An 11937-nucleotide genomic window follows, 5' to 3' on the forward strand; every position below is an offset into this window, starting at 1 on the left:
GCCGCTTCCCGCCGTTTCCTGCCCGGGGCCGCCGTCCGTCAGGCGCCGAAGCCGCGGCGGACAAGATGCTCCTGCTCCTGGAGGGGCTCTCCCGGGCCTCCGCCCGGCTGGGGACCACCCCGGCATCGCCGGCCACGCTGCTGGGCGTCGCCGCACCGGACGTCCCCGAGCACCTGGCCGAGGTCGAGGCCACGGCCGTCATCGACTGAGGGGGCCGGACCCTTCCGGCTTCCTGAACAGCGCGGTCCACAGGAAGTCCTCACCGAAGCGGAGGGAGTCCGCCGGCTCTTTCCGCATCCTCCGCAGTTCGACCACCTCCATCCCGGAGAAGATCCAGCGCAACGACTCGGGCGTGTAGGCGAGGCCGCCCTGGAGCCCCGCACCACCGTAGAGGTCGGCGTCGGGCAGTTCCGATCCCATCGCCCCGGCGGCGAAGCAGGTGAGCGTGAGGTGTCCACCCGGGACGAGGGCGCGGTCCACCAACTCGAGGTAGCTGACGCGACGGTGGGGCGGCAGGTGGTGGAAGCAGCCCGAGTCGTGGATCAGGTCGTACGGCCCGGCAGGTGCGTCCTCGGCGAAGGCGTCACCGCAGTGGAAGCGGATGTCCGCCCCGGCCTCGGCTGCCCGCTCCTCGGCCCAGGCGACGGCCCCGGGCGACAGGTCCACGGCATCCACCTCGAAGCCCCGCGAGGCGAGGTACAGCGCGTTGCGTCCCGGGCCGCAGCCGAGATCGAGGGCCCGGCCGGGCGTGACGGCGCCCCGGTCGAGGCAGGAGGCGAGGCTCTCGTCGGGTTTGGCCACGAAGAACGGCACAGGCTTCGACCGGTCCTCGTAGAACCCGTCCCACCAGGCGCCCGCCCGGCTGGTCCACCGGTCGGCCTCCGGCGCGAACAGGCGGTCCATGAGCTTCATGACGTCGTCCACCGAGCGTACGTTCCGGTCCATCCGTAACCCCCTTCAGAGATAGCTGAAGGGTAGGCTCGAACACGGAGGAAGCCCAGGTCAGTGCCAGCACTCGGCGGGCTGGAGGGGCGCCTGAACGCGACTTCGCGAGGCGTCGGCACCCTGGGCGGCGGGACAGGGCGCACGACCTTCCACGCATCCTCGCAGGGTCCTTACGGGGCCGTTCCGAGACAGGCCCGGACACCTTTCTGCGGAACTTCGGGCCCCGCCCCCGACTGCTCAGGTGAGCTTGAAGAACAGGGTGTCCTGGGTGTACCAGGAGACAGCCTCCGTGGCGGACACCCACTCGTCGTGCTCGAAGTCGAGCTTGTCGATGAGCTGCTGGACGTCGTGGCGGAAGTCGGGGCCCATCCGGTCCAGGACGGCACGGTAGGCGTCGGCGGCCGGCTTGGCCTTCGCGAGCGGCAGGTGGCCGATGGCCGGATAGCCGTCCACCGGGCCAGGGAGGCCGGGGAACCCGGCGGGCGGCCCACCGTAGAGGTAGCCGTGGGGCAGCAGGTCGGCCGGCACCCCCAGACGGCGCATCTCCTCGTCCACCAGGCCGAAGAACGTCGAGGGCCTGGAATAGGTGCCCAGGTGGTAAGGATCGGAGGCGTTGCGGTCGATGATGTGCTGCAGAGCGGCGTGGTAGGCGTTGCCCGCGCACTCCGCGTCCGAGTCGGTACGCCCGGCTATGAGGTGATCAAGTGCGTCGGGGACGGACAGGCCCCAGTCGACGCCTTGACGGTCCAGGTCGTCCTGGTGCGCCGTGGCGGCCTCGCGCATGTTCCCGAGCCGTCGCTGCTGATCGGGAGTGAGGTCGCCGTTGCTGCCCAGGTAGGCCAGTACATCGGCCTTGTCGGCCGTCGAGTATTCGATGGTGTGGCTCATGAAATCATGATGCCAACCGCCACTGACGGGGTGTCACCGGCTTCGGCGGACACCGTGGCCCGTCCCGCCTCCGCAGCCGTGGTGCCGGTGAGCACGCGGGTGCGGCTCCGCGCTGTCGTACCCGCCCGATACCGTCGACCCCATGTCCAACATGGCCGTGCTCGAGGGCGTCCTGGAGCGCATCACCTACGCCAACGAGGAGAACGGGTACACCGTAGCCCGCGTCGACACCGGGCGCGGGGCGGGCGATCTGCTCACCGTCGTCGGCTCACTGCTCGGTGCGCAGCCGGGCGAGTCGCTGCGGATGGAGGGCCGTTGGGGCTCCCATCCACAGTTCGGCAAACAGTTCACCGTCGAGAACTACACGACGATCCTCCCCGCCACCATCCAGGGCATCCGCCGCTACCTCGGCTCCGGCCTGATCAAGGGCATCGGACCGGTCATGGCCGACCGCATCACCACGCACTTCGGCGTCGACACCCTGGACATCATCGAACAGCAGCCCGAGCGGCTGGTCGAGGTGCCCGGCCTCGGGCCGAAGCGGACGAAGATGATCGCCGCGGCCTGGGAGGAGCAGAAGGCGATCAAGGAGGTGATGGTCTTCCTGCAGAGCGTCGGTGTCTCGACCTCCATCGCCGTCCGTATCTACAAGAAGTACGGCGACGCCTCGATCTCCGTCGTGAAGAACCAGCCCTACCGGCTGGCCGCCGACGTCTGGGGCATCGGTTTCCTCACCGCCGACCGCATCGCCCAAGCCGTCGGCATCCCGCACGACAGCCCCGAACGGGTCAAGGCCGGGCTGCAGTACGCCCTTTCGCAGTCCACCGACCAGGGGCACTGCTTCCTGCCCGAGGAACGGCTGATCGCGGACGGGGTGAAGCTGCTCCAGGTGGACACGGGGCTCGTCATCGAGTGCCTGGCCGAGCTCGCCGAGGACCCCGAGGGCGTCGTACGGGAGAAGGTGCCGGGCCCGGAGGACGGGCAGCCCGTCACCGCCGTGTACCTGGTGCCCTTCCACCGGGCCGAGATCTCCCTGGCCGCCCAGGTACAGCGCCTCCTGCGGACGCCGGAGGACCGGATGCCCGCCTTCCAGGACGTCGACTGGGACAAGGCGCTGGGCTGGCTCGCGCGGCGCACGGGGGCGAAGCTGGCGCCCGAGCAGGAGGCCGCCGTCCGGCTCGCGCTCAGCCGGAAGGTCGCCGTCCTGACCGGCGGCCCCGGCTGCGGCAAGTCGTTCACCGTGCGGTCCGTCGTCGAGCTGGCCCGCGCCAAGAACGCGAAGGTGGTGCTGGCGGCGCCCACCGGCCGGGCCGCGAAGCGGCTCTCGGAGCTGACCGGCGCCGAGGCGACCACCGTGCACCGGCTGCTGGAGCTGAAACCGGGCGGGGACGCGGCGTACGACCGGGACCGGCCGCTGGACGCCGACCTCGTCGTCGTGGACGAGGCGTCGATGCTCGACCTGCTGCTCGCCAACAAGCTCGTCAAGGCGGTGGCACCCGGTGCCCACCTCCTGCTGGTCGGCGATGTGGACCAGCTCCCCTCGGTCGGTGCCGGGGAGGTGCTGAGGGACCTGCTCGCCGACGGCGGCCCCGTTCCGGCGGTCCGGCTGACGACGATCTTCCGGCAGGCCCAGCAGTCCGGCGTCGTCACCAACGCCCACCGCATCAACTCCGGGTTGCCGCCGCTGACCCAGGGGCTGAGCGACTTCTTCCTCTTCGTGGAGGACGAGACCGAGGACGCCGGGGTGCTCGCCGTGGACGTCGCCGCCCGCCGCATCCCCGCGAAGTTCGGACTGGACGCACGCCGTGACGTGCAGGTCCTCGCACCGATGCACCGGGGCCCGGCAGGCGCGGGTCACCTCAACGGCCTGCTCCAGCAGGCCATCACCCCCGGGCGTCCCGAGGTGCCGGAGAAGCGGTTCGGCGGCCGGGTCTTCCGTGTCGGCGACAAGGTCACCCAGATCCGCAACAACTACGAGAAGGGGGAGAACGGCGTCTTCAACGGCACGGTCGGCGTCGTCACCGCCCTCGACGCGGACGAGCAGACACTGACGGTCCGCACGGACGAGGACGAGGAGATCGGCTACGACTTCGACGAGCTGGACGAGCTGGCCCACGCGTACGCGATGACGATCCACCGCTCCCAGGGCAGCGAGTACCCGGCCGTCGTCATCCCCGTCACCACCAGCGCCTGGATGATGCTCCAGCGGAACCTGCTCTACACGGCCGTGACCAGGGCGAAGAAACTCGTCGTGCTCGTCGGCTCACGCAAGGCCATCGGCCAGGCGGTCCGCACGGTTTCCGCAGGCAGACGCTGTACGGCGCTGGATTTCCGGCTGCGCGGAGGGCCGGTGGAAGACTCTGCCGAAAAATGATCGATCAAAACGGTGGGAAACATCACTGAGCCCTTCCGGAACCGGAAAGCAGGGGGCAGGATGAGTAAGTTGACGGCACTCAGTGCCGCCAGTAGGTCCAATGGACGACCCCGAGTGCACTCTCCTGAGCCAAATGGGGGAGGGTGGAGACAGTCAGGGCACCTCGAAGAAGAGGCACTACGTCGGTGAGGGATGACGTGAGCGAGAGCGACAACTCTGTAGTACTGCGGTACGGCGATGACGAGTACACCTACCCGGTGATCGACAGCACCGTCGGCGACAAGGGCTTCGACATCGGGAAGCTCCGGGCCAATACGGGCCTGGTCACGCTGGACAGCGGATACGGCAACACAGCCGCGTATAAATCCGCCATCACCTACCTCGACGGCGAGCAGGGCATCCTGCGGTACCGCGGCTACCCGATCGAGCAGCTCGCCGAGAGCTCGACGTTCCTCGAGGTCGCCTACACGCTGATCAACGGTGACCTTCCCAAGGTCGACGAGCTGTCGGCCTTCAAGAACGAGATCACCCAGCACACGCTGCTGCACGAGGACGTCAAGCGTTTCTTCGACGGCTTCCCGCGCGACGCCCACCCGATGGCCATGCTCTCCTCGGTCGTCAGCGCGCTGTCCACCTTCTACCAGGACAGCCACAACCCGTTCGACGAGGAGCAGCGCCACCTCTCGACGATCCGTCTGCTGGCCAAGCTCCCGACGATCGCCGCGTACGCGTACAAGAAGTCGATCGGTCACCCGTTCGTCTACCCGCGCAACGACCTCGGCTACGTCGAGAACTTCCTGCGCATGACCTTCTCGGTCCCCGCCCAGGAGTACGTGCCGGACCCGGTCGTCGTCGCGGCGCTCGAGAAGCTGCTCATCCTGCACGCGGACCACGAGCAGAACTGCTCCACCTCCACCGTGCGTCTGGTCGGCTCCTCGCAGGCCAACATGTTCGCCTCGATCTCCGCCGGCATCTCGGCGCTGTGGGGCCCGCTGCACGGCGGCGCCAACCAGTCGGTGCTGGAGATGCTCGAGGGCATCCAGGCCAACGGCGGCGACGTGGACTCCTTCATCCAGAAGGTGAAGAACAAGGAGGACGGCGTCCGCCTGATGGGCTTCGGCCACCGGGTGTACAAGTCCTTCGACCCGCGCGCCAAGATCATCAAGGCTGCCGCCCACGACGTGCTGTCCTCGCTGGGCAAGTCCGACGAGCTGCTCGACATCGCGCTCAAGCTCGAGGAGCACGCGCTTTCGGACGAGTACTTCGTCTCGCGCAACCTCTACCCCAACGTGGACTTCTACACGGGCCTGATCTACCGCGCCATGGGCTTCCCGACCGAGATGTTCACCGTGCTGTTCGCGCTCGGCCGGCTCCCCGGCTGGATCGCCCAGTGGCACGAGATGATCAAGGAGCCGGGATCCCGCATCGGCCGCCCGCGCCAGATCTACACCGGCGAGGTCCTGCGCGACTTCGTCCCGGCCGAGAGCCGCTGAAGCCCGGTCGCGTAGAACCGTGGTTCCCCGGCCTTCCCGGCCGGCTGCCTTCGCCCCGCGTGCCGCCCCTGTGTCCCAGGGTGCGGTGTCCGGGGCGATTCGGCGTTCCGGAGGCGTGACGGTCCCGGCGGAGGCGTGATGGTCCGGCCGGAGGCGTGATGGTCCCGGCCGTGTGTGTCCGGAACGCGAGAAACGCCCCGCCGCCGATCCCCCCACGGGTCGACGGACAGGGCGTTTCCCATATCCCGGAGCGGATTCCCCCCACGGGATCCGGCCGGGCGTCTGCCGGGAGCCGTGGCTCCCGTTGTCCTTGCGGTGGTGCCTGTTCAGTTCGGTCCTGCTGTGCGGGCTTGCCGGGGTACGTACGCACGGGAGGGCCGCTCAAAGCTCCCCGGTGCACGTGCCCCGGCCAACACTTGCCCGAAGCGTCCCCCAAGACACTCCGTCGGACGTCCCCCAAGACATCCTTGGCATCGCACTCTTAGACTCACCAACCCATCAGATGGTTACCCTCGAATCGGTGTGATCTAAGTCTCTTTGTGTACATCATGTGAAGGAGCGCAACCGCAGACTGTTCGTCACGACGAACACCGACGAAAACGCCATGGCCGCACCCGCGATCATGGGACTGAGCAGCCCGAACGCAGCAAGAGGCAGTGCGGCCACGTTGTAGCCGAAGGCCCAGAAGAGGTTGCTTCTGATGGTCGACAGAGTACGCCTCGACAGCCGGATGGCGTCAGCCGCCACCTTGAGATCTCCACGAACCAGCGTGAGGTCGCCCGCCTCGATCGCCGCATCCGTGCCGGTGCCCATGGAAAGGCCCAGGTCGGCGGCCGCAAGGGCCGCCGCGTCGTTGACGCCGTCGCCGACCATGGCCACGGAACGCCCCTCGGCCTGGAGGCGGCGGACGACGTCCACCTTGTCCTCGGGCATGACCTCCGCGTAGACCTCGTCGATCCCCACGGCCTCGGCCACCGCGTCGGCCACCGCTCGGTTGTCGCCGGTCAGCAGGATGGGCCTCAGGCCCAGCGCCCGCAGCTCCGCGACGGCGGCGGCGCTGGTCTCCTTCACCGCGTCGGCGACCTCCAGCACTCCACGTGCCTCGCCGTCCCAGGCGACGACGAGTGCTGTCCGGCCCTGGCGCGCCGCGTCCGTCATGGCGCCGGCCAGGGCGGGCGGGAGTGCGATCCCCGCGTCCGCGAGCAGCTTCGGACGGCCGGCCAGGACCTCGTGCCCCTCCACGGTGCCCCGGACGCCCAGTCCGGGGACGTTGGTGAAGGCCGTGGGGGAGGGGAGGCCCGCCGGCGTGCGGGCGGCGGCCCCGGTGGCCACGGCCCGGGCGACGGGGTGCTCGGATGCGTGTTCGAGTGCGCCCGCGAGGCGGAGGACGTCGGCCTCGGTCGTACCGGACACGGTGCGGACGCGTCCCAGGGTCATGCGGCCGGTGGTGACGGTGCCGGTCTTGTCGAGGAGGATCGTGTCGGCCGCGCGGGTCGTCTCCAGCACCTCGGGCCCCTTGATGAGGATGCCGAGCTGGGCGCCGCGTCCGGTGCCCACCATGAGCGCGGTGGGGGTGGCGAGTCCCAGGGCGCAGGGGCAGGCGATGATCAGGACGGCCACCGCGGCGGTGAACGAGGCCGTGACGTCGTCGGTGACGAGCAGCCACACGACCAGGGTGGCCAGGGCGATGAGCAGGACGACGGGCACGAAGACCGCGGAGATCCGGTCCGCGAGGCGCTGGGCCGCGGCCTTCCCGTTCTGCGCGTTCTCGACGAGCTCCGCCATCCGGGCCAGCTGCGTGTCGCCGCCGACGCGGGTGGCCTCGACGACCAGACGGCCCGACGTGTTGAGGGTGGCCCCGGTGACCGGGTCTCCGGTGGTGGTGTCCACGGGTACGGACTCACCGGTGAGCATGGAGGCGTCGACGGCGGAGGACCCCTCCAGGACCGTGCCGTCCGTGGCGATCTTCTCGCCCGGCCGCACGACGAAGCGGTCACCGACGACGAGGTCGCCGACCGGAATCCGCACCTCGGTCTCCCTGCCGTCCGGGCCGGGGCGCAGGACCGCGACGTCCTTCGCGCCCAGGTGCAGCAGGGCGCGCAGGGCCGACCCCGCCGTCCGCTTCGCCCGCGCCTCCAGGTAGCGGCCCAGGAGGATGAAGGTGACGACTCCGGCCGCCACTTCCAGATAGATGGTGGAGGAGGGGTCGGAGCGGGCCCCGGTGAACGCGAACCCGTGCCGCATGCCCGGCATGCCCGCGCTGCCCAGGAACAGCGCCCACAGCGACCAGCCGAAGGCGGCGAGGGTGCCTACGGACACCAGGGTGTCCATCGTCGCGGCACCGTGGCGCAGGTTGGTCCAGGTGGCCCTGTGGAAGGGCAGCCCACCCCAGACGACGACGGGGGCGGCGAGGGTGAGGGAGAGCCACTGCCAGTTGTCGAACTGCAGGGCCGGAACCATGGCCATGAGCACGACGGGCACGGCGAGCGTCACCGAGACCAGCAGGCGCCGGCGCAGCGCGGACAGGGCGCCGTCCGCGTCCGCCCGCTCCGGGGCGTCCGTCCCCGCGTCCGCCCGCTCCGGGACGGGGTCCGTGGCCGTCTCCGCGTCCACCCGCGCCGGGACACGGTCCGTGGCCGTCTCCGCGTGGTCCGGGGCGCCGCCGGCACGGCCCGGCAGCCCGCTCGCCCCGTCCGGCCGGAGCGGCCGAGGGGTCGTCCGGCGGACCGGGCGCGCGGTGTAGCCCGTCTTCTCGACCGTGGCGACCAGGTCGTCGAGCGCGGTGCCCGCGCCGAACGAGACGCGGGCCCTCTCGGTCGCGTAGTTGACGGTGGCGGTGACGCCGTCCATCCGGTTGAGCTTCTTCTCGACGCGGGCCGCGCACGAGGCGCAGGTCATCCCGCCGATGGTGAGCTCGGTCTCGGAGGTCTCCGCCGCCGGGACCTCGGCCGCCGTGGTGCCGGGCATGGTGCTCACTCCTGGGTGACGCGGGTCGGGCCGTCGTTCCCTCGCGTGTACCCGCTGAGGGGGCGGCCCGGCGGACATGTGCGGGTGGCGCGGCCCCCGGGTGCCGGGCCGTTGCGCCGGGTGTCCTCTCAGGCCAGGCCGACGAGCTCGTAACCGGCCTCGTCGACGGCGGCGCGTACGGCGTCCTCGGCCAGCGGCGCGGTGGAGGTCACGGTCACCCGTCCGGTCGAGGCCTCGGCCTTCACCGAAGTGACTCCTTCGAGGCCGGAGATCTCCTCGGAGACGGCCCCTTCGCAGTGGCCGCAGGTCATGCCCTTCACCTCGTACACCGTCGACACCCCGACGGCCTGGACGTCGGCCGCCCCGTCGTGGCAGGAGCCGGTGGACGAGCAGCAGGAGCCGGCGGTCTGGGGGGTCTGGGTCTGGGTCTCGGCGGTCATGACGTTCTCCTCTTCGCAGGCACACATGGACGTGACACGAGGGGGCACGGGGAAGCCCGGTGCGCCACTCACCCTTCATACTATACCCCTAGGGGGTACCTGGCGGGAGTGGGGCGCGGCGAGTCCCCACCGGTGTGCGGACCGGCCACCCTCGCGCGGGCCCTCCGCAGTGCCGGGCCCGGCCGCCGCAGGGCCCGGCCGCGGTGTGCGGTGGTGGCGCCGGACACCGCGGCCGCGGGCGTAGATTCGCCGGACCGGAGAACGGGTCCACGGGAGGCGGGCAGATGCGGGCAGTCGTGTTCGAGGAGTTCGGGCAGGAGCCACGGGTGCGGGACCTGCCCGATCCCGAGCCGCCCACCGCAGGCGCAGTGGTCCGGGTCGGGGCCACCGGGCTGTGCCGCAGCGACTGGCACGGCTGGATGGGCCACGACCCGGACATCGTCCTTCCGCACGTGCCCGGCCACGAACTGGCGGGCGTGATCGAGGAGGTGGGGCCCGGCGTGCACAACTGGCGCCCGGGAGACCGGGTCACCGTGCCGTTCGTCTGCGCCTGCGGCCGGTGCGCCGCCTGTGCGGCGGGTGCCCAGCAGGTCTGTGAACGGCAGACCCAGCCCGGCTTCACGCACTGGGGATCCTTCGCCGAGTTCGTGGCCCTGGAACAGGCCGACGTCAATCTGGTGGCGGTCCCCGAGGAACTGTCGTTCGCCACGGCGGCCGGACTCGGATGCCGCTTCGCCACCGCTTTCCGGGCCGTCACCGGCCAGGGGCGGGTCGCGCCTGGGGAGTGGGTCGCCGTGCACGGCTGCGGCGGGGCCGGACTGTCGGCCGTGATGATCGCGGTGGCCTGCGGGGCCCGGGTCGTGGCCGTCGACGTCTCGCCGCACGCCCTCGAACTGGCCCGGGCGTTCGGCGCCGCCGCCTGCGTGGACGCCTCGGCGTACCCGGGCGGCGCGGACGAGGCGGTGCGGGAACTGACCGGTGGCGGTGCGCATCTGTCGCTCGACGCGCTGGGCTCTCCCGTCACCTGTGCCGCATCGGTGCGGAGCCTGCGCAGGCAGGGCCGCCATGTGCAGGTCGGGCTGCTCCCGCCGGCGGCCGGTGACCCCCTGGTGCCCATGGGGCGGGTGATCGGCCTGGAGCTGGAGATCCTCGGCAGCCACGGCATGGCCGCGCACGACTACCCGCCGATGATGGACATGGTGCGGGCCGGCACCCTGCGCCCCGATCTCCTGGTCACCTCCACCATCACCCTGGACGCCGCCCCGGCCGCGCTCGCCGCGATGGGTGCGGCTCCGGCGGCGGGAGTGACGATCATCGAACCCGCGCAGGTGACCTAGGTCCCTCGACGGCCCCGGTTGCTGGGCCGGGACGCGATCCAGGCGAGCACGGTGGCCACGTACCAGTACGGCTTCCCGTGCCGGACGTCGTCCGGCGGGGGGAGCAGCCCGTGCTTGCGGTACGAGCGGACGGTGTCGGGCCGGACCTGCAGGTGTGCGGCAATGTCCTGGTACGACCAGAGCCTTCTGTCCGTCATGGGTGACACCTCTCCGTACCTCCGTGAGCCGCGTGTGCCGCGCTTCTCCGTTGACGTGAACGACGGGATCGCGGGCGGGGCAGGGGGTGTCGCGAGGCTGTGACACGAACCCGGTGGAACACGTACATACGTGACGCGGAGGTGACCGCCGACACGGACCGGCCGGGTGGGACGGAAGAGGCGGGCGTGGTCAGGCTGCTGGCCGCGCGGGACCGGGCGTGGTCAGGCGGCGGGCCGCGCGGGACCGGGCGTGGTCAGGCGGCGGGCCGCGCGGGACCGCAGATGCGGAGGAACTCGCGGGTGCGCCGGGCGATGGGCAGCGGCTTGTCCGGTGGGCACGGGTACATGTCCTGCTCGACGACGGCGAACAGATCGGTGCCCAGAGCGCGCGCGGCGGCCAGCACCGGCTCCAGCGCGGGCACGCCGCCCGGCGGCTCGCACATCACGCCACGGGCGACCGCCTGGCCGAACGGCACCTCGTTCGCGACGACATCGGCCAGGATCACCGGATCGACCTGCTTGAGGTGCAGATAGCCGATGCGTTCGCCGTACGTCTCGATGAGCTTCACGCTGTCCCCGCCGCAGTACGCGTAGTGGCCGGTGTCGAGGCAGAGGGAGACCAGATCGGGGTCGGTCGCGTCGAGGAAGCGGCTGACGTTCTCCTCGCCGTCGATGTGCGTGTCGGCGTGCGGGTGCACGACGATCCGCAGCCCGTACCTCTCCCGCACCTCATGTCCCAGCCGCTCCGTCTGCGCGGTCAGGTCGCGCCATTGCGCCGGCGTGAGCGTGCGGTCCTCCAGGACCGCGCCCGTCCTGTCGTCCCGCCAGAACGACGGGATGACCACCAGGTGTTCGGCACCCATCGCGCGGGTGAGCGCGGCGATACCGGCGACATGCTCCCAGGTGCGGTCCCAGACGTCCGGGCCGTGGTGCAATCCGGTGAAGACGGTGCCCGCGGAGACGGTGAGGCCACGGCGGGCGGTCTCGTCCGCGAGCCGGACGGGGTCGGTCGGCAGGTAGCCGTACGGGCCGAGCTCGATCCACCGGTAGCCCGCCTCGGAGACCTCGTCGAGGAAGCGCTCCCAGGGCACCTGCTGCGGGTCGTCGGGGAACCACACCCCCCAGGAATCGGGTGCCGAGCCGATGCGGATGCGGGCCGGAGAGGGTACGGAGGAGGTCATATCGCCCACCTTTCAGGGCCGGAAATGGAGTGTCAAGAGTTCGTCCGAATGTCCGGACAAAGTGTTGACACGGTGCGGGGCGAGGGCTAGACCTGGGACCAGCCGTCCGGCCGCG

Annotated in this window: 9 protein-coding genes and 1 pseudogene; 4 read left to right on the forward strand and 6 right to left on the reverse strand. The window is 70.9% G+C overall.

Going from position 1 to position 11937, the window contains the following annotated elements; all coding sequences use genetic code 11:
• Positions 1 to 59: 59 nt before the first annotated feature.
• Positions 60 to 209: pseudogene (locus QFZ58_RS24025) on the forward strand (RidA family protein); the annotation flags it as partial.
• Here QFZ58_RS24025 and QFZ58_RS24030 read toward each other — a convergent pair.
• Both QFZ58_RS24030 and QFZ58_RS24035 read right to left on the reverse strand, forming a co-directional pair.
• Positions 199 to 945 carry a bifunctional 2-polyprenyl-6-hydroxyphenol methylase/3-demethylubiquinol 3-O-methyltransferase UbiG gene (locus QFZ58_RS24030; protein ID WP_307126970.1) on the reverse strand — a complete coding sequence of 249 codons (747 nt, stop codon included), beginning with the start codon at positions 943 to 945 and terminating at the stop codon, positions 199 to 201. The pseudogene QFZ58_RS24025 and the gene QFZ58_RS24030 sit on opposite strands and share 11 nt — an antisense overlap.
• 237 nt (positions 946 to 1182) lie before the next feature.
• Positions 1183 to 1833, reverse strand: a complete 651-nt coding sequence (locus QFZ58_RS24035) for a hypothetical protein (protein WP_307126971.1) — start codon at positions 1831 to 1833, stop codon at positions 1183 to 1185.
• Between the two features lie 142 nt (positions 1834 to 1975).
• Between QFZ58_RS24035 and QFZ58_RS24040 the strand changes: the two genes are divergently transcribed.
• Positions 1976 to 4207, forward strand: coding sequence for an ATP-dependent RecD-like DNA helicase (locus QFZ58_RS24040; protein ID WP_307126972.1), 2232 nt, complete (start codon positions 1976 to 1978; stop codon positions 4205 to 4207).
• Between the two features lie 197 nt (positions 4208 to 4404).
• Positions 4405 to 5700 carry a citrate synthase gene (locus QFZ58_RS24045; RefSeq protein WP_307126973.1) on the forward strand — a complete coding sequence of 432 codons (1296 nt, stop codon included), beginning with the start codon at positions 4405 to 4407 and terminating at the stop codon, positions 5698 to 5700.
• Positions 5701 to 6246: 546 nt separating this feature from the next.
• Here the strand turns inward: QFZ58_RS24045 and QFZ58_RS24050 are convergent.
• Positions 6247 to 8667 carry a cation-translocating P-type ATPase gene (locus tag QFZ58_RS24050; RefSeq protein ID WP_307126974.1) on the reverse strand — a complete coding sequence of 807 codons (2421 nt, stop codon included), beginning with the start codon at positions 8665 to 8667 and terminating at the stop codon, positions 6247 to 6249.
• A gap of 128 nt (positions 8668 to 8795) precedes the next feature.
• Positions 8796 to 9107 (reverse strand): heavy-metal-associated domain-containing protein, encoded by a 312-nt coding sequence (locus tag QFZ58_RS24055; RefSeq protein WP_307126975.1) that lies wholly within the window; start codon positions 9105 to 9107, stop codon positions 8796 to 8798.
• Between the two features lie 284 nt (positions 9108 to 9391).
• On the opposite strand from QFZ58_RS24055, the gene QFZ58_RS24060 reads away from it, so the two are divergent.
• A complete protein-coding gene (locus tag QFZ58_RS24060) occupies positions 9392 to 10444 on the forward strand; it encodes a zinc-dependent alcohol dehydrogenase family protein (RefSeq protein WP_307126976.1) in 1053 nt (350 codons plus the stop codon).
• On the opposite strand, the gene QFZ58_RS24065 is transcribed toward QFZ58_RS24060, so the two are convergent.
• Positions 10441 to 10641 carry an AlpA family transcriptional regulator gene (locus tag QFZ58_RS24065; protein WP_307126977.1) on the reverse strand — a complete coding sequence of 67 codons (201 nt, stop codon included), beginning with the start codon at positions 10639 to 10641 and terminating at the stop codon, positions 10441 to 10443. The genes QFZ58_RS24060 and QFZ58_RS24065 overlap by 4 nt on opposite strands.
• A 254-nt stretch (positions 10642 to 10895) precedes the next feature.
• Positions 10896 to 11822, reverse strand: coding sequence for a sugar phosphate isomerase/epimerase (locus QFZ58_RS24070; RefSeq protein WP_307126978.1), 927 nt, complete (start codon positions 11820 to 11822; stop codon positions 10896 to 10898).
• Between the last annotated feature and the right edge of the window lie 115 nt (positions 11823 to 11937).

Origin of the sequence: Streptomyces sp. B1I3, from assembly GCF_030816615.1 — a bacterium.
Lineage (GTDB): Bacteria > Actinomycetota > Actinomycetes > Streptomycetales > Streptomycetaceae > Streptomyces.